Source organism: Oceanobacillus sp. FSL W7-1309 (assembly GCF_038002145.1).
GTDB lineage: Bacteria > Bacillota > Bacilli > Bacillales > Amphibacillaceae > Oceanobacillus > Oceanobacillus profundus.
The window spans coordinates 806596-829151 of the sequence record NZ_JBBOBX010000001.1 but is presented as its reverse complement, the minus strand read 5'-3'; the positions used below and the strand labels follow the sequence as shown (position 1 = coordinate 829151).

At 39.6% G+C, this 22556-nt stretch carries 22 protein-coding genes; all 22 read left to right on the top strand.

Annotated features, from left to right (window positions below):
- Positions 1 to 224 precede the first annotated feature (224 nt).
- The 22 genes from NST46_RS03740 (at position 225) to spoIID (ending at position 21871) form a co-directional block, all read left to right on the top strand.
- A complete protein-coding gene (locus NST46_RS03740) occupies positions 225 to 614 on the top strand; it encodes an ATP synthase subunit I (RefSeq protein ID WP_095307835.1) in 390 nt (129 codons plus the stop codon).
- Between the two features lie 62 nt (positions 615 to 676).
- Positions 677 to 1399: a F0F1 ATP synthase subunit A gene (gene atpB, locus NST46_RS03735; protein WP_095307836.1), complete on the top strand. Its 723-nt coding sequence runs from the start codon at positions 677 to 679 to the stop codon at positions 1397 to 1399.
- Between the two features lie 43 nt (positions 1400 to 1442).
- Positions 1443 to 1655 (top strand): F0F1 ATP synthase subunit C, encoded by a 213-nt coding sequence (atpE, locus tag NST46_RS03730; RefSeq protein WP_010648360.1) that lies wholly within the window; start codon positions 1443 to 1445, stop codon positions 1653 to 1655.
- Positions 1656 to 1804: 149 nt separating this feature from the next.
- Complete coding sequence (gene atpF, locus NST46_RS03725) at positions 1805 to 2332, top strand: F0F1 ATP synthase subunit B (RefSeq protein ID WP_341136799.1); 528 nt, start codon at positions 1805 to 1807, stop codon at positions 2330 to 2332.
- Positions 2329 to 2871 carry a F0F1 ATP synthase subunit delta gene (locus NST46_RS03720; protein WP_095307839.1) on the top strand — a complete coding sequence of 181 codons (543 nt, stop codon included), beginning with the start codon at positions 2329 to 2331 and terminating at the stop codon, positions 2869 to 2871. The genes atpF and NST46_RS03720 overlap by 4 nt, the downstream gene beginning before the upstream one ends.
- Positions 2872 to 2987: 116 nt before the next feature.
- On the top strand, positions 2988 to 4499 hold the full coding sequence (gene atpA / locus NST46_RS03715) for a F0F1 ATP synthase subunit alpha (protein WP_095307840.1): 1512 nt from the start codon (positions 2988 to 2990) through the stop codon (positions 4497 to 4499).
- 138 nt (positions 4500 to 4637) lie between these two features.
- The gene (gene atpG / locus NST46_RS03710; protein WP_095307841.1) at positions 4638 to 5498 is read left to right on the top strand and encodes an ATP synthase F1 subunit gamma; all 861 of its coding nucleotides are present in this window, start codon (positions 4638 to 4640) and stop codon (positions 5496 to 5498) included.
- A 40-nt stretch (positions 5499 to 5538) separates the two neighbouring features.
- The gene (gene atpD, locus NST46_RS03705; RefSeq protein WP_095307842.1) at positions 5539 to 6930 is read left to right on the top strand and encodes a F0F1 ATP synthase subunit beta; all 1392 of its coding nucleotides are present in this window, start codon (positions 5539 to 5541) and stop codon (positions 6928 to 6930) included.
- A gap of 98 nt (positions 6931 to 7028) precedes the next feature.
- Positions 7029 to 7424: a F0F1 ATP synthase subunit epsilon gene (locus NST46_RS03700; protein WP_095307843.1), complete on the top strand. Its 396-nt coding sequence runs from the start codon at positions 7029 to 7031 to the stop codon at positions 7422 to 7424.
- A 321-nt stretch (positions 7425 to 7745) separates the two neighbouring features.
- The gene (locus NST46_RS03695; RefSeq protein ID WP_095307844.1) at positions 7746 to 7976 is read left to right on the top strand and encodes a DUF1146 family protein; all 231 of its coding nucleotides are present in this window, start codon (positions 7746 to 7748) and stop codon (positions 7974 to 7976) included.
- A gap of 191 nt (positions 7977 to 8167) precedes the next feature.
- Positions 8168 to 8881: a YwmB family TATA-box binding protein gene (locus NST46_RS03690; protein ID WP_341136798.1), complete on the top strand. Its 714-nt coding sequence runs from the start codon at positions 8168 to 8170 to the stop codon at positions 8879 to 8881.
- 35 nt (positions 8882 to 8916) lie between these two features.
- Positions 8917 to 10242, top strand: a complete 1326-nt coding sequence (gene murA, locus NST46_RS03685; RefSeq protein ID WP_095307846.1) for a UDP-N-acetylglucosamine 1-carboxyvinyltransferase — start codon at positions 8917 to 8919, stop codon at positions 10240 to 10242.
- Positions 10243 to 10503: 261 nt separating this feature from the next.
- Positions 10504 to 11328, top strand: a complete 825-nt coding sequence (locus NST46_RS03680) for a M55 family metallopeptidase (RefSeq protein ID WP_341136797.1) — start codon at positions 10504 to 10506, stop codon at positions 11326 to 11328.
- A 93-nt stretch (positions 11329 to 11421) separates the two neighbouring features.
- Entirely contained in the window at positions 11422 to 12354 is a 933-nt protein-coding gene (locus NST46_RS03675; protein WP_095307848.1) for an ABC transporter permease, read from the top strand.
- 1 nt (position 12355) lies between these two features.
- A complete protein-coding gene (locus tag NST46_RS03670; RefSeq protein ID WP_095307849.1) occupies positions 12356 to 13312 on the top strand; it encodes an ABC transporter permease in 957 nt (318 codons plus the stop codon).
- A gap of 8 nt (positions 13313 to 13320) precedes the next feature.
- Positions 13321 to 14322 (top strand): ABC transporter ATP-binding protein, encoded by a 1002-nt coding sequence (locus NST46_RS03665; protein WP_118888511.1) that lies wholly within the window; start codon positions 13321 to 13323, stop codon positions 14320 to 14322.
- A gap of 119 nt (positions 14323 to 14441) precedes the next feature.
- Entirely contained in the window at positions 14442 to 16106 is a 1665-nt protein-coding gene (locus tag NST46_RS03660; protein ID WP_303448349.1) for a peptide ABC transporter substrate-binding protein, read from the top strand.
- A 190-nt stretch (positions 16107 to 16296) separates the two neighbouring features.
- Complete coding sequence (locus NST46_RS03655; RefSeq protein ID WP_341136796.1) at positions 16297 to 17214, top strand: S66 peptidase family protein; 918 nt, start codon at positions 16297 to 16299, stop codon at positions 17212 to 17214.
- A gap of 35 nt (positions 17215 to 17249) precedes the next feature.
- The gene (locus NST46_RS03650; RefSeq protein ID WP_251660257.1) at positions 17250 to 18350 is read left to right on the top strand and encodes a dipeptide epimerase; all 1101 of its coding nucleotides are present in this window, start codon (positions 17250 to 17252) and stop codon (positions 18348 to 18350) included.
- A gap of 174 nt (positions 18351 to 18524) precedes the next feature.
- Positions 18525 to 19472 carry a C40 family peptidase gene (locus NST46_RS03645; protein ID WP_341136795.1) on the top strand — a complete coding sequence of 316 codons (948 nt, stop codon included), beginning with the start codon at positions 18525 to 18527 and terminating at the stop codon, positions 19470 to 19472.
- Between the two features lies 1 nt (position 19473).
- Positions 19474 to 20490, top strand: coding sequence for an ABC transporter ATP-binding protein (locus NST46_RS03640; protein WP_095307855.1), 1017 nt, complete (start codon positions 19474 to 19476; stop codon positions 20488 to 20490).
- A gap of 181 nt (positions 20491 to 20671) precedes the next feature.
- Positions 20672 to 21871, top strand: a complete 1200-nt coding sequence (spoIID, locus tag NST46_RS03635) for a stage II sporulation protein D (protein WP_240033702.1) — start codon at positions 20672 to 20674, stop codon at positions 21869 to 21871.
- Positions 21872 to 22556: the final 685 nt, after the last annotated feature.

Sequence of the window (22556 nt, the reverse complement as noted above, 5' to 3'; positions counted from 1 at the left end):
TGAAAAATGGCAGACTTAATTTCCCTTAAAGCAACTTCTGTTACATAAGCATTTCCGTGTTTTTGGCTGTGAAACAGGACCAATATTTTAAAATAATGACTGAAAATAACAACCGTTTAATAGTAAACAATTATGTTTGGAAGCGGATGCACGTGTTTTTTCAGCCTTTATTTTGTAATGAGAACATCCACAATATCGTTTGATTGTTTAGGAGAGTAGAGTACATGATGTCTGAATATGATTTGATGGTAACGAGGCAGCGTAAATGGATGCTCTTTCTTCTTGCAATTATCGTAATTGGTGCAGGGTTCTCATCGTATCCTCGAATTTTTAACGGTTTATTGTTAGGAAGCGCTGTAAGCTTCTACAATTTATGGTTACTGCAGCATAAAACAAAAGCACTGGGAAAAGCGGTTATTGAAACTGGAAAGGTACGCGGAGGATTGGGAACATTCTCAAGGCTTGCTGCAACAATGCTTTCCGTTTTGATCGCACTTCGATTTAATGAAACCTTTCATATTATTGCCCTAGTTTTTGGTCTTGTATCTTCATACATCATAATAGGAATTGATGTTGCTTTTCGATTCATTTTTCAAAGAAAACATATTAAGTAAACTAGTTTAACAGGCATAGTATGAACGGATTTATAAGTATGTAGTGTAAAGGGGGGAGAATTTTGGATCATACAGCTCCAATAGTTAATGACGTCTTTGGGATTTCCTGGCTCGACTTTAACATGTCCAATGTCCTCATGATTGCAGTTGTATCGCTAATTGTGTTTGTTTTCTGTGTGTGGGCAAGTCGCAAACTGCAGATGAAGCCAACCGGGATGCAAAACTTTATGGAATGGGTAGTTGAATTTGTAAAAGGAATTATTAGTGACACAATGGACTGGAAAACAGGGAAGGTGTTTCTTCCATTAGGATTAACGCTGATTTTTTACATCCTTGTTAGTAACCTAGTAGGTGTAGCGACTGTCGGAGTGGTCGGTCATGACTTATGGTGGAAATCACCAACCGCAGATGCAACATTAACATTAACACTATCCGCTATGGTTATCGTATTAACCCATTTCTATGGCATTAAAACACAAGGAACAAAAGCATATTTCAAAGGGTATGTCAGCCCAGTACCTTTAATGCTGCCATTTAAAATTATAGAGGAGTTTACTAACACATTAACATTAGGTCTTCGTCTATTTGGTAACATTTATGCAGGGGAAGTATTATTAACCTTACTTGTAGGTATGGCAATGTCAGGCTTCTTGGGAGCATTAGGAGCAGCAATACCAATGCTGGCATGGATGGGCTTTAGTGTGTTTATAGGTGCAATTCAATCTTATGTATTTGTTATGTTAACAATGGTGTATATGTCTCACAAAGTGAGCAGTGACCATTAAATAAAAAATAATATTAGGTTTAAATAAAAGGAGGAAATTTTCAATGGAAGCATTAGCAGCAGCAATCGCAATCGGCCTGGCAGCACTAGGTGCAGGTCTTGGTAACGGAATGATCGTTAGTAAAACAGTAGAGGGAATCGCACGTCAACCAGAACTTAGAGGTGCATTGCAAGGTACGATGTTTATCGGGGTAGCACTTGTTGAGGCGATTCCAATCATCGCAGCAGTTATCGCATTTATGGCTATCTTCATGTAATTGTATTTGTATTTTATTTAAAACATAATGGCGAAGTTCGTTACCATAGAATCTTCGCCATTCCTTTATGTAACTTTCAGGTGATATGAAAATAAAATGAATCACTATAGGTAAATAGATGTGAAGTCACATTGAAAGGAGTGAAATCAGTGCATTCATACATTGACTTTATGACAATTGGAGCTAGTGTTGGAGGATTAAGGGTAGGAGACATGCTCGTACAATTAGCCTTCTTTATCATATTGCTAGCATTACTAAAAAAATTCGCTTGGGGACCCCTCATGAACAAAATGCAAGAGCGTGAGGAGTATGTAGCTGGAGAAATTGAAGCAGCAGAAAAAAGTCGTCTTGAGGCTGAAAAAGCTTCAAAGGATGCTGCGGCACAGCTAAACCAAGTAAGAGAAGAAGCTCAAAAATTAATTGAGGACGCAAAGGCAGCTGGAGCAAAGCAAGAACAGGATATTGTTGAAGCTGCACGTAAAGAGGCAGACCGCTTAATCCTAGCAGCTCAAGCTGATATTCAAAATGAGAAGGAAAAAGCATTACAAGCACTTCAAGATAAAGTTGCATCCTTATCCGTACTTATTGCAAGTAAAGTGATTGAAAAGGAAATAAGTGCACAAGATCAAGAGAAATTGATCAATGATTACATTAAAGAGGTAGGAGAAGAGCGATGAGTGAAGTTGTTGTAGCTAAACGTTATGCAGACGCTCTTTACCAACTCGGACTTGAAAAGAATACACTGGATCAACTCGTGAAGGAATTCAGAGTCGTTCAAGAAGTATTTAACAAAAATAAACAATTGGAAACTTTCTTAATGCATCCCAAAATTGATAATGTGGAAAAGAAACAACTGATTACGAAAGTGTTTCAAGGTATACAAGCAGATATTATCAATACAATCAAACTGCTTGTTGAACGCCGACGCATTAAAGCTCTTTCCAACATTATCGTAAGTTTCATTCAATTAGTGAATGATGCTAAGGGTATCGCGGATGCAACGGTTTATTCTGTACGTGAATTAACAGATGTTGAAAAAACTGAGTTGCAGCAAACATTCGCAAAACGAATCGGTAAAACTGCAATCAATTTGAAAAACATTGTAGATCCTTCCATTATTGGTGGAATTAAAATTCGCGTTGGAAACACAATCTATGATGGAACAATTAGTGGAAAATTAGATCGTATTTCAAAACGCATTGTTTCTACTAATTAATGTGAACAGGCAACGTACAGACCAAAGTTAAGCATACATACTTGACATGGTCTTCTAACATGGAATTGAATTTTATACATGCTTATTATGAACAAAGATGATAGGGGTGAAATGGTATGAGCATAAATGCTGAAGAAATCAGTACACTAATTAAACAGCAAATTGAAAATTTCGATACAGATATCGAAGTTAGTGACGTTGGAACAGTTATTGAAATCGGGGACGGGATTGCACGTGCACACGGACTTGATAACGCAATGGCTGGAGAGTTGCTTGAATTCTCAAACGGTGTTATGGGACTAGCGCAAAACTTAGAAGAAAGCAACGTTGGTATCGTTATTCTAGGGCCTTACACAGGGATTAAAGAAGGCGATGAAGTTCGTCGAACAGGACGTATCATGCAAGTACCAGTTGGAGAAGAATTATTGGGACGTGTTGTAAACCCACTAGGACAGCCAATTGATGGGAAAGGTACACTTGAAACTTCTAAAACCCGTCCAATTGAAGCGCAGGCTCCAGGAGTAATGGATCGTAAATCAGTTGATGAGCCATTGCAAACGGGAATCAAAGCGATTGATGCATTGGTGCCAATCGGTCGTGGACAACGTGAGCTTATCATTGGTGACCGTCAGACAGGAAAAACAACAGTAGCCGTTGATACCATTTTGAACCAAAGCGACCAAGATATGATTTGTATTTATGTTGCAATTGGACAAAAGGAATCGACTGTTCGAAATACTGTAGAAACGTTCCGTAAGTACGGCGCATTAGATTACACAATCGTTGTAACAGCAGGAGCTTCTGATCCTGCACCATTATTATACCTTGCTCCATATGCAGGTGTAGCAATGGGTGAAGAATTTATGTACAACGGGAAGCACGTACTTGTTGTATATGATGACTTGTCAAAACAAGCAGTAGCATACCGTGAGCTTTCCTTGCTGCTTCGTCGTCCTCCGGGTCGTGAAGCATTCCCAGGGGATGTATTCTACTTGCATTCACGTTTACTAGAGCGTGCTGCTAAATTAAGTGATGCACGTGGTGGCGGTTCTTTAACTGCATTACCATTCGTTGAGACGCAGGCAGGCGACATCGCTGCATACATTCCAACGAACGTAATTTCAATTACAGATGGACAAATTTTCTTGCAATCTGACTTGTTCTTCTCGGGTGTAAGACCAGCAATTAACGCCGGTTTATCTGTATCCCGTGTTGGTGGGTCAGCACAAATTAAAGCAATGAAGAAAGTTGCTGGTACATTACGTCTTGATCTTGCGTCATTCCGTGAGCTAGAAGCCTTCTCACAATTTGGATCAGATCTGGATAAATCAACACAGGCTAAATTAAATCGTGGACAAAGAACGGTAGAAGTTCTGAAGCAAGGTTTGCATAAGCCAATGGTTGTTGAGAAACAAGTAATGATTCTTTATGCACTAACAAGAGGATTCTTAGATGATATTTCAGTAGAAGATGTACTTCGTTTCGAAAGTGAAATGAATGTATGGCTTGAAAGCAATCGCAATGAATTATTGACTACCATCCGTGAAACAGGTAACTTGCCAGATGATAGCGATATGAAATCTGCTATTGAAGCATTCAAGAAAACATTCTTACCAACGACAAATTAAGTAAACGAAGGTACAAACACCTGAAAAAGTGTTTCCCTTTGTCAATAGATTTCGAAAAGAGAATAATGGACCGGAAAGAGTTGACATGACACAGCCTTTTCCGGCTCAACCTCTGTCAGGAAAGTGTGGTGAAAAAGCTTGGCATCACTTAGAGATTTAAAAGCTCGAATAGATTCAACAAAGAAAACAAAGAAAATTACTGGTGCAATGCAAATGGTATCCGCTTCAAAAATGAGTAAAGCAGAGCAGAATGCAAAAGGGTTCGTTCCTTACGCAGATAAACTACAGGAAGTTGTAGCTAGTATCGCTAATAGCAATACAGATGTATCTCATCCGATGTTGATTAAACGTGAAGTGAAAAAAACAGCCTATTTAGTTATAACCTCTGACCGTGGATTGGTTGGTGCTTATAACAGTAATATACTGCGAAACTTGGTTCAAACAATTGAAAAGCGTCATGAAAGTAAAGACGAATATACAGTCATTGCTGTAGGGCGCAAAGGATACGACTTCTGTAAGAAACGTGATCTGCCCATGTCAAATAGTATTCTTGGAATGGCAGACCACCCTACATTCGCAGACATCAAAGAATTAGCTTCTGAGACAGTGCAAATGTATAGTGACGGAGAAATTGATGAACTTAACATTATTTACAATCATTATGTTAGTGCAATCTCTCAAAAGGTGACTGCAAAAAAATTGTTGCCAATCGAGAATTTGGACGCACACTCTGCCATTAACAATGATTATGAATATGATCCGGATCAAGAACAAATTCTGGAAGTTCTTTTACCACAGTATGCCGAAAGCTTAATATTCGGTGCTTTATTGGATGGAAAAGCAAGTGAACATGCGGCAAGTATGACTGCAATGAGAAGTGCAACAGATAATGCTGGTGACCTTATTGATGACTTATCATTGACATATAACCGTGCACGTCAAGCGGCGATTACACAGGAAATCACAGAAATCAGTGGTGGAGTAGCAGCGCTTGAATAAGCTTCTTTAACAGGCTTTAAGTAAGTTAGGAGGGAAAGCGATGAGTAAAGGACACGTTACACAAGTAATGGGACCGGTCGTTGACGTTAGATTTGAAGACGGCACACTCCCAGAAATATATAACGCTTTAGTTGTCCAAGATGAAAATACAGATCTTACATTAGAAGTAGCTCTTCATTTAGGAGATAACAGTGTTCGCACAATTGCAATGTCATCAACTGACGGTGTTAAACGTGGCGCAACAGTAGAAAACCTTGGAAGACCTATTTCCGTTCCAGTAGGAGATGTAACATTAGGACGTGTATTTAATGTTTTAGGTGAAAAAATTGACTTGGATGAACCGTTAGCAGACGGATTACGCTTAGACCCAATTCACCGTGAAGCACCTAAGTTTGAAAACTTGTCTACAGAAACTGAAATTCTAGAAACAGGTATCAAAGTAGTAGACTTATTAGCTCCATATATTAAAGGTGGAAAAATTGGTCTATTTGGTGGTGCTGGTGTAGGTAAAACCGTTTTAATCCAGGAATTAATTAATAACATTGCTCAAGAACATGGTGGTATTTCTGTATTCGCAGGAGTTGGAGAGCGTACTCGTGAAGGAAATGACCTCTACTATGAAATGAAAGACTCTGGTGTTATTGCTAAAACAGCGATGGTATTCGGACAAATGAACGAACCACCTGGTGCACGTATGCGTGTAGCATTAACAGGTCTTACGATGGCTGAATACTTCCGTGATGAGCAAGGACAAGATGTATTGCTATTCATTGATAACATCTTCCGTTTCACACAGGCAGGATCTGAGGTTTCAGCACTACTTGGACGTATGCCATCTGCTGTTGGTTACCAACCAACACTAGCAACGGAAATGGGACAATTGCAAGAACGTATTACATCAACAGATAAAGGTTCCGTAACATCGATTCAGGCGATCTATGTACCTGCCGATGACTACACGGATCCGGCTCCGGCAACAACGTTTGCACACTTGGATGCAACGACAAACCTAGACCGTGGTCTATCTGAACAAGGTATATACCCTGCTGTGGATCCTTTAGCATCTACTTCACGTGCACTAGATCCAGAGATTGTTGGGGAAGAGCATTATCGCGTAGCAACAGAAGTACAACAAACACTACAGCGTTATCGTGAGCTGCAGGATATTATTGCGATTCTAGGTATGGATGAGCTTGGCGATGAAGATAAATTAGTCGTTTCAAGAGCACGTCGTATCCAATTCTTCCTTTCTCAAAACTTCCACGTTGCAGAACAATTTACAGGACAAAAAGGTTCTTATGTGCCTGTTAAAGAAACTGTAGCTGGATTCAGTGAGATCTTAGAAGGTAAGTATGATCACCTACCAGAGGATGCATTCCGTCTTGTGGGACGTATTGAAGAAGTACTTGAAAAAGCAAAAGGCATGGAATAATAGATAATAGGTAGGAGAATACTGTAGAAATGATATTTCTGAAGAAACTCTGATGAATTATCATAGCTTTCTTCTACCAAGTCTTAGGAGGGGTTACATTGAAAACACTGGAAGTGAGTGTTGTTACTCCTAGTGGTCCGGTTTTAGAGGGTAGTTTTGATATGGTTGTCTGTAAGGCAGAAACTGGAGAAATCGGTATCTTACCTGGACACATACCTCTTGTAGCTCCATTACAAATCAGCGCTGTTCGTCTCAAGACAGGATCAGAGACGAAACATTTAGCGGTAAATGGTGGATTTATGGAGGTCCAACCAGATAAAGTGACGATTCTTGCTCAATCTGCTGAAAAAGCTGCAGAAATTGATGTACAACGCGCAAAGGAAGCGAAAGAACGTGCGGAACGTCGTCTTCAAGCAAAAGCCGATAATATCGATAAAATACGGGCTGAATTAGCACTCAAACGCGCAACCAATCGCCTAAATGTAGGCAGTTAAATGTATGAGAATCTCTTATAACGAAATGTTGTAAGAGATTTTTTACGTGTGAACGATTCCAAAGAAACACGGTATCCAATCCTCTATTTTACAGCGCAGATAAGTAAACAGGTCACGCTGCACTTACTAATGCCCGATACAAAATCCATTCCATTATTTCCATTCACTCCTGTCGATATTTCCCGGGAAATGGCGGGATAAAGCATCGGAATAACTGAATTATCTCCAAAAAATGATATAGTAATTGAGCGTATAAAAGCATTGACATTTCTTTTTAATCATGGCAATGTAACAATTAGCAACTAAACAAAGGTGGTCAATATGTTTTCAATTGGACAAATGGCTTTATTTAGTATCATTTCACATCTGCTCTTCATTTATATTTCATGGCGAATCATTCTAGCAATGAATTTTGAACCAATAATTAAGAAGGGAAGAACAACGGAAGGAAGAATCTTTCTACTGTTCCTTGCAATTGTAATTGGAACTGGAGTAAGTCAATTTCTCCTTGATATTTTAAGATGGTCTAGCGATCTAATCTATCTTTTCTAATGCGTTTATATCTCTTTCAAGATTGTGTATGAAGTTCGTTGCATGATAATCTTTTTATAAGGGTATTAATCCATTATCAGATGTGTGCAAACTAAGATATTTGGTCAAAAACTTGTCGTTATTTGTAAGGTATGCGATGTAGTCTCTCTGTCTAAACTAATGCTATTCGTTTAATACAGGGGGATTTTATTATGAGAAAACTATCAATTTTATTAGTGCTATTTTTATTAATCACTGCTAAACCAGTAGTCCACGGGATGGAATCTGACGAAATGATTGATTTAGCAAACTTTACAATAAGCAATGGGATTCCAATTGAAAGCTGGCAGGTTACAATGAAAGAGAGTGTAACAGCAGAACAAGCAGAACGGCAATTAGATAAAATGAAAAATGGTAGTTTTGTCACTAGAAGCGAAGATGGAAATGCTATAAAATATTTGCTTAGGGAAGACGCTAAACACAATGCTTTGCAAGTATCCTATACAATTGTTATTCCCAAGGACACTACGATTAAATCAGAAATCATTGTAATAATAGAAGGCACGAAATGGAACGGGGAAATTGAGGGAAATTACCTTTCCAAAAAGCGTGAGATAGTGGAGAAATATTTAACAGAAACGTCAAAAACATTTGCTTGTCTGACTACAGATTTTAGTGGTATAATGGAGTCTGATGTTCTTGTAGAGGAAATCATAAGTTATTTTGATTTACGACATATTAAGACACAATTCGACACAGTAAAAAATTCAACACATAAAAAAATTGTATACGGGTATACAGACTTATGGAAAGAAAATTTCATCATTGATGATGCCCCGTTGAACTTACAATTAGCTATAGCAACGAACGAAAAAGAAGAACTGAAATATACGATAGGAACACCTATCCTAATACATGAATATTAATATAGTGAAATTGGATCTGAAGGAGATTTATAAACATGGAGAAAATCATCGTAAGAGGTGGACAGAAACTGAGTGGCGCTGTTCGCGTTGAAGGTGCTAAAAATGCAGTACTTCCTGTGATAGCAGCAAGTCTGATTGCTAGTGAAGGAAAAAGCGTTATTAAAGAAGTCCCCGTTTTAGCTGACGTATATACAATTAATGAAGTTTTAAGAAATATGAATGCCGATGTTGATTTTGATGCTGAGAGCAACACGGTATATGTGGATGCTTCAAAGCGTTTGGAAACAGAAGCACCATTTGAATATGTACGAAAAATGCGTGCTTCTGTACTTGTTTTGGGACCATTATTGGCCCGTTATGGACACGCGAAAGTTGCAATGCCAGGTGGATGTGCGATTGGTTCAAGACCAATTGATTTACATTTAAAGGGCTTTGAAGCTATGGGGGCCGAGATTCATGTTGGTAATGGCTTTGTAGAAGCAAAAGTAGACGGCCGTCTTCAAGGTGCAAAGATTTATTTAGATATGCCAAGTGTTGGAGCAACTGAGAACATTATGATGGCAGCTGCCCTCGCAGAAGGCAAAACAGTCCTTGAAAACTGTGCAAAAGAGCCAGAAATTGTAGATTTGGCAAATTACTTGAATAAAATGGGTGCACGAATTGTTGGTGCTGGTACGGAAACAATTCGTATTCATGGTGTGGAAAAGCTATGTGGAGTAGAACATTCCATTATTCCTGATCGTATTGAAGCAGGTACATTCATGGTTGCAGCTGCAATTACTGGTGGAAATGTTTTAATCGAAAATGCAGAAAGTGAACATTTACGTTCCGTTATTTCCAAATTGGAAGAAATGAATGTAAAAGTTATGGAAGAAGATGAAGGGATTCGCGTTATTGGATCTGATGATTTAAAAGCTACAGATATTAAAACATTGCCACATCCAGGGTTCCCAACAGACATGCAGTCACAAATGATGGCATTGATGCTTCGTGCAAAAGGCACAAGTGTCATTACGGAGACCGTTTTTGAAAACCGTTTTATGCATGTAGAAGAATTTAGACGGATGAATGCAAATATGAAGATTGAAGGACGCAGCGTAATTATTGAAGGATTGTCTGATCTTCAAGGTGCAGAGGTAGCTGCAACAGATCTTCGTGCAGCAGCAGCTCTAATTTTAGCTGGTTTAGTTGGAAATGGCCATACACGTGTAACAGAGCTAAAACATTTGGATAGAGGCTATGTAGATATCGTTGGAAAATTGGCAGCATTAGGTGCAGATATAGAGCGTATTGATGAAACTAAAGAATCTGTACAACCTGTACTTGATTTATCAAATGCAAAAATAGCAGCTGAATTTTAAACGATACGTGTAATAATATTTATATATGTATGAAGTTTGTCTAATGACTAATAAGCAATTTTATAGTAATTTAAGGGAAAACAGGTGTAATCGAATGATACGCCTGTTTTTTTGCGTGCGCAGTAGAACGATAACTGAAATATTCATTCTCGGGTATATATAAAAGTTATAGAACGGAAAATTCAAACTTCTCTTTTTGTTAACGGTGTGTTAAAATTGAGAAAAAACAAATAATAAAATTCATAGCAAGGAGAAGAAGATATGAAATTATACCTATCTGTTGACATGGAAGGGATTACAGGTATACCTGATTATACTTTCCTAACTCCAAGCGAGCATAATTACGAACGTTCACGAAAAGTAATGACCAAAGAAGTAAATAAAGTTGTTGAGACGGCGTTTACATATGGTTGTAAAGAAGTGCTGGTCAATGATAGTCATTCAAAAATGAACAATATACTTATTGATGAGCTTCATCCCGAAGCATCGCTAATTACGGGTGATGCAAAGCCTTTTTCAATGGTACAAGGTTTAGATGATACATATGATGGAGCAATGTTTATAGGCTATCATGCTCGCGCTAGTCAGTTTGGTGTGTTATCCCATTCCATGATTCATGCTGTACGGAATATTTTCATCAATGATCATGCAATTGGAGAAATGGGGCTCAATGCCTATGTTGCTGGCTATTACGGTATCCCGCTTTTATTTGTATCTGGTGATGATCAAGCAGTAAAGGAGGCGAAGGAGCTTAACCCCAATGTAACCACTGTCGCAGTTAAAGAAACCATTTCAAGATCCGCTGTCAAAAGCATGACACCAAAAAAAGCAGAGGCACTTTTAAAAGTAAAGGTAAATGAGGCACTAAAGAACCGTAACCAAGTAAAAGCCCTAGTGCCACCAGAGAAGCCATTACTTCGTATTGAATTTAATAACTACGGACAGGCTGAATGGGCAAATTTAATGCCCAAAACATGGATTGAACCCGGTACAACAATTGTAGGTTTCAAAGCAGATGATATTCTGGAAGCCTATCAAGCAATGCTGGTCATGATTGAGCTCGCTTTACAGTCAAAGTTTTCATAAAATGTAAGCGCTGTATTTTGTTCGGTTAACTAAGAAACGATAATTGAATAGATGATGCAGCATGAAAAAAGAATCATACGGGGGTGCTAGGTCGTGCTGAAATACATATTAAAACGATTCCTAATAATGCTCGTAACTTTGTGGGTAATTATTACATTAACCTTTATTTTAATGGTCAGTATACCAGGCTCACCATTTAATAGTGATCAATCATCAAATGAAACAATTCGGGCTAATTTAGAAGCACATTATAATTTAGATGAGCCTTATCCCATTCAATATTTGCTTTACTTAAAGTCGATCGTGACGTTTGATTTTGGGCCATCCATAAAACAGCCAAATCAATCGGTTAATGATTTATTGGCTAGAGGGTTTCCGATCTCATTTGAGCTTGGAATTTTAACCATTATTGTTGCTGTTATCTCTGGGATTATTTTAGGAATCCTTGCTGCTTTACGACATAATGGTGTGATTGATTATTTAGCGATGGGGATTGCTGTTCTCGGTATATCCATACCAAACTTTATTTTAGCAACGTTACTTATTCAACAGATAGCTGTAACGTGGGAATTGTTACCTACTGCAACTTGGTCAAGCCCAGCGCATATGATTCTGCCAATTGCTGCACTTGCAACGGGGCCGATGGCAATTATTGCTAGACTTACCCGTTCGACAATGTTGGAAGTGTTAACTCAGGATTACATAAAAATGGCAAAGGCAAAAGGATTGTCTCCTTGGAAAATCGTATTTAAACACGCACTTCGTAATGCGTTAATGCCGGTTGTAACAATCATGGGAACTCTGCTGGCAGGAATTTTAACTGGAACCTTTGTTATTGAACAGATTTTTGCCATACCAGGGATGGGTAAGTATTTCGTTGAAAGTATTAACCAACGTGATTATCCCGTAATTATGGGGACAACTGTATTTTATAGTGCATTTTTAATCATCATGCTGTTCCTTGTGGATATCGCTTATGGAATATTAGATCCACGCATTAAGTTCCATCGAAAGGGAGGGGAGTAATATGAAGTCTGTGAATGAAGTAAAGTCAGCACACTCTCCTTCTCAAGTCCCGGATGAATGGTTTAAGTGGAAAGAAAAAGATGAAGGTGCCGCGGAGGTTGTTGCTAGACCATCGCTATCCTACTGGAAGGATGCATGGAGACGACTACTGAAGAATAAACTTGCAATGTTGGGACTTTTATTTTTAATATTGCTGGCAGTAATGGCTATATTTGGCCCAATACTATCACCTTATGAGGTCAATCAACAAGATCTGCCAAACCAGTATCAGCCACCTTCTGCAGAGCACTGGTTTGGGACGGATAATGCTGGAAGAGACGTTTTTACTAGAACATGGTATGGTGCACGAATCTCCTTGTTCGTTGGATTAATGGCTGCCCTCATCGATGTCACCATTGGCATTATTTGGGGAGGTATTTCTGGCTATAAAGGCGGACGTACAGATAATGTCATGATGCGCATCATTGAAATTTTATATGGATTACCGTATTTATTAGTCGTCATATTACTACTCGTCGTATTAGGCCCGAGTCTCTCGACAATTATTATTGCACTTACGGTAACCGGATGGGTCGGGATGGCCCGAATTGTGCGAGGGCAGGTTCTGCAAATCAAGAATTATGAATTTGTTCTCGCTTCCAAATCATTCGGTACGAAGTCTTCAAGAATCATTCGGAAAAATTTATTACCAAATACGATGGGGCCGATTATCGTACAGATGACATTAACAGTCCCTTCAGCGATCTTTGCGGAAGCATTTTTAAGTTTTATTGGACTTGGGATTCAGTCTCCATTTGCAAGCTGGGGGGTAATGGCAAACGACTCATTAGGAGCTATTCTTTCTGGTAACTGGTGGACATTGTTCTTCCCGGCATTTTTTATATCCTTTACGATGTTTGCCTTTAATGTACTAGGGGATGGATTGCAGGATGCACTTGATCCGAAATTAAGAAAGTAGGGGACACCATGGGAAAAATTTTAGAAGTTAATAACCTCCACGTGACGTTTACTACTTATGGTGGAACCGTAAAAGCCGTCCGCGGAGTTGATTTTCATTTGAATAAAGGAGAAACACTGGCAATTGTAGGTGAGTCAGGCTGTGGGAAAAGTGTTACATCTAATGCAATCATGCGCTTGATCCCAAACCCGCCGGGGAAGATTACAGATGGTTCAATTAAATTTAAAGGAAAGAATCTTGTTAAATACTCGGAAAAACAAATGCGTTCTATTCGCGGTGTGGATATTTCTATGATATTTCAAGATCCTATGACCGCACTTAATCCAACCTTAACCATTGGCACACAGCTAATGGAAGGAGTGATTGCGCATCACGGAGTATCGAGTAACGAAGCAAAGAGGAAAGCTATTGAGATGATGGATCTTGTAGGTATCTCGAATCCAGAAGAACGCCTAAAGCAGTATCCGCATCAATTTAGCGGTGGAATGCGCCAGCGAATTGTAATTGCAATTGCGTTAATTTGCGAGCCGGATCTTCTCATTGCAGATGAACCAACTACCGCACTTGATGTAACAATTCAAGCACAAATTCTCGAGCTTTTTGAAAAAATTCAAATTGCAACAGGTGTATCGATTATTTTAATAACACATGATCTTGGTGTTGTCGCAAAGATTGCAGATCGAATCGCAGTAATGTATGCCGGTAAGATCATTGAAACGGGAACGAAGCGGGAAATTTTCTACAAGCCACAGCATCCTTATACACGAGGTTTATTGAATTCTGTTCCACGTCTCGACTTAAAAGGAGAAAAGCTTACTCCAATCGATGGAACACCACCAGATTTATTCTCACCTCCTGCAGGGTGTCCATTCACTGCCAGGTGTCCATTTGCGATGGAGGTGTGTGATAAAGTTTATCCCGCGAGTAAGGAGCTATCAGAATCACATCATGTAAACTGCTGGCTACAGGATGAACGGGCTAAACAGCTATTAACTGCAGTAAGGCTCTAACTCGCAAGTGCTTCGGAAGACTCGATAGGGCTTTAGCGTTGTGGAGCTGGAAGGGGCTGTTATGGATGAAACGAAAGTCCATGCAGTCCAAATCACTATTATAAAAAGGGGGAAAAGGCATGAAGAGGTTACTATTATTTTTGCTTGCATTGACAACAGTTGTCGTCTTAGCAGCATGTACTGCAAATGAAGATGCAGGACAAGAACCAGAAGAGAGTGATACAGGAGAAACAGAAACAGATTCAAATGATGCTGAGGCAGTAGAAGAGAATCCGGGTGAGAAAATTCTTCGTTTGAATAATGGTGTAGAGCCTTCGTCATTAGATCCGTCTATAGGCTTTGATGCAGTTTCATGGGATCCATTAAACAATCTGATGGAAGGCTTAACAAGGCTGAACGAGGAATCTGTAGCGGCAGAAGGTGTTGCAGAATCATGGGATATTTCTGAGGACGGGCTAACGTATACGTTCCATCTAAGAGAGGATGCGAACTGGTCGAATGGTGATCCAGTTGTAGCCGAAGACTTTGTATATGCGTGGAAGTATATGCTTGATCCGGAGAATGCTTCATCTGCAGCATTTCTTGGTTACTTTATTAAAGGTGGAGAAGCATTTAACACAGGTGAGGGTAGTGCAGACGATGTTGCTGTAACTGCAGCTGATGAAAAGACATTAGAAGTTGTACTTGAAGCACCGACTGGGTTCTTCCTTGACCTATTAACAAACCCAGCGTTTTTCCCGATCAATCATCGGGTCGCTGAAGAAAACCCAAGCTGGCATGCAGAAGCAGATACATTTGTAGCGAATGGTCCGTTCATGCTGGAGTCATGGACACACGGTACAGAAATGGTATTTGCTAAAAACCCAGAATATTGGGATGCAGAAGCAGTAAAATTAGATAAGGTTCATTTTGCAATGGTCAATGATACAAATACGCAATATCAAATGTTTGAAACGGGTGAATTGGATACTGCGACCATTCCACCAGAGCTATCGGATCAATTAATTGATGGGGACAATGTATATATTGGAAACTATGGGGGTCTAGAATTCTTCCGTTTTAATATTACTGAAGAGCCATTCCAAAACAAGAAAATTAGGCAAGCAATTGCCTATGCGATCAACAGACAGGATATTGCTGACTATGTTGTGAAAACTGGTGTTGACCCTGCATATGGATTTGTTTCACCAGGATTCACTACACCTTCTGGTGGGGACTTCCGTGAAGAAAATGGTGATCTTGTAACATTTGACCCAGATTTAGCAACACAGTTATTAGAGGAAGGTATGGCAGAGGAGGGCTATGAAGAGCTCCCGCCAATTGTATTATCGTATAACACAACTGATTTGAATAAAGCAGTAGCAGAAACCGTTCAAGGTATGCTTAGCGATAATCTTGGTATTGATGTGACATTAGAAAACCAAGAGTGGAACGTATTTGCCGAAGCACAGCAAAACCTGGAGCTGCAATTCTCACGTAGTTCCTTTATCAATGATTACAGTGACCCGGTTAACTTCCTGGAAAGCTTTATTACGGACTCCTATATGAACCGAACAGGCTGGTCTAATGCCGAATATGATGAATTGATTGCGAATGGTAAATCAGAAACAGATGAAGAAAAACGCTACGAATACCTATATGAGGCAGAAAGACTGCTTGCCGAGGAAATGATTGCAGTGCCGCTTCGTTATTACAATACGGTTGTATTACAAGCGGACGGGGTAGAAGGAATCCTTCGTCATCCAGTAGGATACTTTGATTTGAAATATGCAGATAAAAATTAAGGAATAATAGCGTAAGCGATCGGCTAGTGGCGTACGGAGGTGAGATAATTCTCACTGCAGCTTTAGCGCTGAATCTAGATGCGGGGAAGGTGACTCACTTACATTGTATGTGGGTCTCTCCCATTTTCATATAAGTATATAGTATGTTTCGTTTCAAATAGTACGTATACATAATGAAAGGTGGGATTCAATGATTCATCCAATACGGCTCCAAAAGGGCGATACAATTGGTGTTACTGCACCTGCAGGACCTCCAGATCAGGAAAAGTTACAACGAGCAATTGCATTTTTTAACGAGATGGGTCTTCGTGTAAAGCTAGGAAGAAATATTAAGCAAACACGAGGGTTTTTAGCTGGAACAGATGAAGAACGACTTAGCGATTTGCACGACATGATTATAGATCCGGAAGTAAAGGCAATTATTTTTGCGCGCGGTGGCTACGGAACTGGTAGGCTAGCAGATTGCATTGATTATGAATTGATTAGGCAAAACCCCAAAATAATCTGGGGGTATAGCGATATTACGTATTTACATACAGCGATTCATCAACAAACAGGGCTCATCACTTTTCATGGTCCAATGCTTGCATCGGATATTGGAAAAAGCGATTTTGATCAATTTTCAGCACAGCTGTTCAGGCAATTATTTACCCCAACACAATTAGATTATTCAGAGGTTATTTCGCCGCTTAAGGTTTATACAGCCGGAGAAACGGTTGGGCAGCTGGTCGGAGGAAATCTGTCTTTACTCGTCAGTACACTTGGTACCCCGTATGAAGTGGAGACAACAGGCAAGCTTTTGCTATTAGAGGATATTGGCGAAGAGCCATATCGTATTGATGGGATGCTGAATCAATTAAGGCTAGCTGGCAAGCTTTGTGGTGCGCATGGTATAGTGCTCGGAGATTTTTCGGAGGTGAATTCGAAGGTTAACTCGTCCCTGACACTGGATGAAGTATTTACAGATTATTTTTCAGATTTTCATGGACCTGTAATGAGTGGATTTAAGATTGGACACTGTTTCCCTCATTTTTCTGTACCACTAGGAGTATGGGCTAAACTTTCAACAATCGAAAAACGGTTACGAATCGAACCAGGAGTGAAATAAGCTTCGATTAACAGAACGAAGTGGAGGCGAGCGAATTGCAAATAAAATCAATCGAAACATACCGAGGAGCAATTCCATTACATACACCTTTTAAAACGGCGTTACGCACCGTAACAGTCGCTGAGACGATTATTGTGAAAGTAACTTGTGCAGATGGGATTGTCGGTTGGGGAGAAGCACCACCAACACATGTTATCACAGGTGAGAGTCTAGCAAGTATTGATTATGCGATACATTCTATTTTTAAACCATTACTCATCGACAACCCCCTTCAAATGCGAGAAATAATTTTTCGGAAAATAGAAAACAGTGTGTTACGTAATACGAGTGCAAAGGCCGCAATGGATATGGCACTTTATGACTGTATCGCAAAGCAGGCAAAACTTCCACTCTATCAATTTATTGGAGGCGTTCAAGAATCGATTGAAACAGACTATACGGTGAGCGTGAACACGCCAGAGGAAATGGCTCGGGATGCAAAAAAATATAGTCAAAATGGATTTTCCATTTTAAAAATTAAAGTAGGCAAAGATCAAATTGCAACAGATATTAAGCGAATTCAAACGATTCGAAATGAAATTGGTTCAGGCATCCAAATTCGTCTAGATGCAAACCAAGGCTGGCAAGCAAAAGAAGCTGTTCGAGCAATTAGACACATGGAGGAACTCGGGCTAGGAATTGACTTAATTGAACAGCCAGTTATCGCACGTGATTTAGAAGGATTGAAATATGTGACGGAAAATACAGATACGTTAATTATGGCGGATGAAAGTGTATTCTCAGTGGATGACGCAAAACGTGTTCTCGAAATGGGGGCAGCAGATTTAATCAATATTAAATTGATGAAGTCGGGGGGAATCCATCAAGCCATCAAAATTGCTACACTTGCTGAGGCTTATGGAGTAGAATGCATGGTCGGAAGCATGATTGAAACAAAAGTTGGTATTACAGCAGCAGCACATTTCGCGGCAAGCCATCCTAACGTAACACGCTATGACTTAGATGCTCCTCTAATGTTAGTAAGTGACATTGCAATTGGAGGAATCAGCTATAAAAATAACCAAATCATATTGGGAAATGCAATAGGTCTTGGGATCCAAGCGATTGATGAAAAATTTCTTGTAGAAAACGTGTAATATCGCGTGCAGATAAACATCCACTATGGTGATAGCTATTATAAATGGAAGAAACGTGACCTCGTCTCGTGACAGAGAGAACGAAGCATGAGAAAAGGGCCGAGCAACCACGCAGGGAATACCCACCCACAATTGTTCGCTTGTGCCATTCTTCAAAAAGAAAGGAGTTTACTTATGGTTAATCAAACGTTTGAACAATTTTCTGATGAAATGTGGGTTATTGCTGTTCAAGTAGCTACTGTCTGGACAGAACCGCAATCTGCGAGAGATATCGATGAGACAGGTATATCAAACCCTACAGATATCGACGAATGGATCAATCAACTGTCCTATGAGGATAGCCTTGCGCTTTGTAATGAAGACCGTGTGCAAACGCAGGCTTTATACGGAGAGCCTGTACAAATTACAGCAGTTAAAGAAGAGTGGGCTCATGTGGTTATCCCCTCACAGCCGTCACATAAAGATGAACGTGGCTACCCAGGCTGGATACCATTTAGGCAATTGAAAAAAGTATCAAAAAATGAGTGGCTTACTGAGCATATGGCAGCTGTAAAACAAGATAAAGCTTGGCTTGAATCAGACGCTGGAACAAAAGTAATGAAGCTTAGCTATATGACAATGCTGCCTGTTAAATCAATGGATAATGTACGAACAAAAGTGATAACGCCACACGGGATTTTAGTTTTGCCTACAGAAGCACTACATATTTTTCCATCAGACAATGGAATCGCTAAAGGAAATGGTGATGATATTGTTAAAGCGGTCGAACCGTTCCAAACACTTGATTATTTCTGGGGAGGGATGAGTTCCTTCGGCTATGATTGCTCAGGTCTGGCATATACCGCTTATAAGGCGAATGGCTATCAAATAGCGCGTGATGCCGGAGATCAGGCAAATGCGGGTGTACCAGTTAAATATAATCAATTACAGGCTGGTGACTTACTGTTTTTTGCTTATGAAGAAGGAAAGGGAAGACTGCATCATGTCGGTATCTATTATGGACATGGTAAGATGCTGCACTCTCCACAAACAGGCAAAGGAATTGAAATCATTACCCTGGCTGGAACAAAATATGAAAAAGAACTATGTGCGGCAAGACGTTACTGGAAGGAGAGCAATTAACATGAAAGAAAAAATATTGGAAGTCAAAAACCTTAAAAAATATTTTGACATGGGTAAAGGTACAATGCTGCAGGCTGTAAATGATGTGAGCTTTCATGTAAATAAAGGAGAAACCTTTGGCTTAGTTGGGGAATCTGGCTGCGGAAAATCGACAATTGGCCGTACAATCCTTGGTCTATATAATAAAACAGCTGGAGACGTTATTTTTGATAATGAGAATGTCCATGCATTATCTGAAAAAGAGCGATTTCAATTTTACCGGAGAATGCAGATGATTTTTCAGGATCCTTATGCATCTTTAAATCCAAGGTCGACGGTAAGGGAAGTGATCTCAGAGCCAATGGAGGTTCATGGACTATACAAAAACAAAAAAGCGCAATTGGAGCGAGTGTACCAGCTATTAGAAGAGGTTGGTTTGAATCGGGATCATGCCAACCGCTATCCACATGAATTTAGTGGGGGACAACGTCAACGAATCGGAATTGCACGTGCCTTGGCACTAAACCCGGATTTTATTATTGCAGATGAACCGATTTCCGCTTTAGATGTATCTGTTCAAGCACAAGTAGTCAATTTGTTAAAGGAGCTTCAGCTGGAAAAGGGGCTTACCTTTTTATTTATTGCTCATGACCTGTCGATGGTAAAGCAGTTTTCAGACCGCATTGGAGTTATGTATTTAGGAAATATGGTAGAGCTGACAGAAAGCAATCAGCTCTATGAAAAACCGCTCCATCCATATACACAAGCATTGCTGTCAGCTATTCCAATTCCAGACCCTGATATTGAAGAGAAACGGGAACGCATCATTTTAGAAGGCGAGCTACCGAGCCCGACCAATCCACCAAGTGGGTGTGTCTTCAGAACGCGCTGTCCAGCGGCAATGGAAGTATGCTCACAAGTGAAACCAGTATGGCAGGAGATAGAACAGGAGCACTTCGTAGCCTGTCATTTGTATGATGAGACAATCGATCATAAAAAATCCATTAAAGTTAAACCCGAAACGTTACCTGTTCATTAATCCATTCATAGCTTTCTCCAGCATTATAAAATTAAAGGTCTATTTTAGCTTTGCAGTGTATAGATTTATTAGTAGAGGCTGCTCAGAAAAAGGGGAATTACTTTTATTTTCCTTTTAGAACAAGCACTAGTAGAGCAACTAGAATAGAACTCTACTTTAATAATTGCAAAGGGGGAGAGCTGTGAACAAAAGAAAACACACATATTATTCCAATTCTGTAACAAAATCCTTGAAAAAAAAGAAATCGTCCTTGGAAAAGCAAATAATGAAAAAACAGCAACGGAAATTGGAGTATACGAAAACACAACCAGCACCACTCAAAAAAATTATTCCTTTAAAAAATCGAAAAACACGGTATTTCGATAATCGGAACCAATCGACATGGAAGATCCCTACTGCGATTGTATTATCCGGGCTATTGTTATTCATACTTGTTATCCCTGCGGTTATCGTAGCGATGTTTGGTGACGGAAAGCAGGAATCTATTGCGACACAGGAGAAAGAAACAGAAGCAACGGTGGAATTAGATCAATCACCAATTTCTGTAGCAGTAATGCGACAGGCGAAAGATACAGTGGAGGATCTGCCACTGGAAGATTATGTAGCTGGAGTTGTTGCTTCAGAGATGCCAGCTACATTTGAATTAGAGGCATTAAAAGCACAGGCTCTCGCTGCCCGAACATTTACAGTTAATCATCTATTACATGGTAATGCAGAAGGTAACTATGACGTAACCGATACGGTGAATCATCAAGTTTTTAAAAATGAGCAAGAGCTGAAGCAATTATGGGGTAAAAAATACGCTGATAATATGAACAAAATAAAACGAGCGGTTCAGGAAACAGAGGGCCAGATTTTAACTTATAATGATGCACCAATCAATGCAGCTTTTTTTTCTACGAGCAATGGGTATACAGAAAACTCTGAGGAATATTGGGAAAATGAGGTTTCCTACTTAAGAAGCGTTGAGAGTCCGTGGGACCTTGATTCACCAGAATACCTTGGTCGAGAAACATATACAATTGCACAAGTGGAAGAAGCACTTGCAATTGACCTTCCAGAGGGGGCTCCTTTATATATCGAAATGGAACGAACGGAAAGTGGGCGGGTCAGTAACATTGTAATTGAAGATAATAAGTTTACAGGCAGGGAAGTTAGAGAAGGACTTGACCTTAAATCGAGTGACTTTACGGTAACGCAAAACAACGGTCATCTTATTTTTACAACAGAAGGCTTTGGTCATGGTGTTGGAATGAGCCAATACGGGGCAGATGGAATGGCTAAAGAAGGCAAGACCTATGAAGAAATCGTCCAACATTATTATCAGGATGTTGATATTAGTACAATAAATGAAACAGCACCAACCCTCGTCTCGAAATAGACGAGGGTTTTTATTGTGAGGTAAATGAAATGTTTGATTCTGTATCTAAAAAATTCTATGAGCGTTCACCTTGATCAGTTGAACATATACTGGGGTTCAGATATTCTTACAATCGAATGAGCATGCATTTACACTTTTGGGTCGCTCATCCTTCTTATGAGTTACCGAATGAGCATGCATTTACATTATTGGGTAACTCATCCCTCCTATGAGTTACCGAATGAGCATGCATTTACATTATTGGGTAACTCATCCTTCTTATGAGTTACCGAATGAACATGCATTTACACTTTTGGGTCGCTCATCCTTCTTATGAGTTACCGAATGAGCATGCATTTACACTTTTGGGTAACTCATCCCTCCTATGAGTTACCGAATGAGCATGCATTTACATTATTGGGTAACTCATCCCTCCTATGAGTTACCGAATGAGCATGCATTTACATTATTGGGTAACTCATCCTTCTTATGAGTTACCGAATGATCATGCATTTACACTTTTGGGTAACTCATCCCTCTTATGAGTTACCGAATGAGCATGCATTTACACTTTTGGGTCGCTCATCCTTCTTATGAGTTACCGAATGAGCATGCATTTACACTTTTGGGTAACTCATCCCTCTGATGAGTTACCGAATGAGCATGCATTTACATTATTGGGTAACTCATCCCTCCTATGAGTTAC

What these genes read in the sequence shown, in the direction of transcription:
- NST46_RS03740 (WP_095307835.1), top strand. Translation starts at nt 225, where the DNA reads ATGATGTCTGAATATGATTTGATGGTAACGAGGCAGCGTAAATGGATG.
- atpE (WP_010648360.1), top strand. Translation starts at nt 1,443, where the DNA reads ATGGAAGCATTAGCAGCAGCAATCGCAATCGGCCTGGCAGCACTAGGT.
- NST46_RS03720 (WP_095307839.1), top strand. Translation starts at nt 2,329, where the DNA reads ATGAGTGAAGTTGTTGTAGCTAAACGTTATGCAGACGCTCTTTACCAA.
- atpA (WP_095307840.1), top strand. Translation starts at nt 2,988, where the DNA reads ATGAGCATAAATGCTGAAGAAATCAGTACACTAATTAAACAGCAAATT.
- atpD (WP_095307842.1), top strand. Translation starts at nt 5,539, where the DNA reads ATGAGTAAAGGACACGTTACACAAGTAATGGGACCGGTCGTTGACGTT.
- NST46_RS03695 (WP_095307844.1), top strand. Translation starts at nt 7,746, where the DNA reads ATGTTTTCAATTGGACAAATGGCTTTATTTAGTATCATTTCACATCTG.
- NST46_RS03690 (WP_341136798.1), top strand. Translation starts at nt 8,168, where the DNA reads ATGAGAAAACTATCAATTTTATTAGTGCTATTTTTATTAATCACTGCT.
- murA (WP_095307846.1), top strand. Translation starts at nt 8,917, where the DNA reads ATGGAGAAAATCATCGTAAGAGGTGGACAGAAACTGAGTGGCGCTGTT.
- NST46_RS03680 (WP_341136797.1), top strand. Translation starts at nt 10,504, where the DNA reads ATGAAATTATACCTATCTGTTGACATGGAAGGGATTACAGGTATACCT.
- NST46_RS03670 (WP_095307849.1), top strand. Translation starts at nt 12,356, where the DNA reads ATGAAGTCTGTGAATGAAGTAAAGTCAGCACACTCTCCTTCTCAAGTC.
- NST46_RS03665 (WP_118888511.1), top strand. Translation starts at nt 13,321, where the DNA reads ATGGGAAAAATTTTAGAAGTTAATAACCTCCACGTGACGTTTACTACT.
- NST46_RS03660 (WP_303448349.1), top strand. Translation starts at nt 14,442, where the DNA reads ATGAAGAGGTTACTATTATTTTTGCTTGCATTGACAACAGTTGTCGTC.
- NST46_RS03655 (WP_341136796.1), top strand. Translation starts at nt 16,297, where the DNA reads ATGATTCATCCAATACGGCTCCAAAAGGGCGATACAATTGGTGTTACT.
- NST46_RS03645 (WP_341136795.1), top strand. Translation starts at nt 18,525, where the DNA reads ATGGTTAATCAAACGTTTGAACAATTTTCTGATGAAATGTGGGTTATT.
- NST46_RS03640 (WP_095307855.1), top strand. Translation starts at nt 19,474, where the DNA reads ATGAAAGAAAAAATATTGGAAGTCAAAAACCTTAAAAAATATTTTGAC.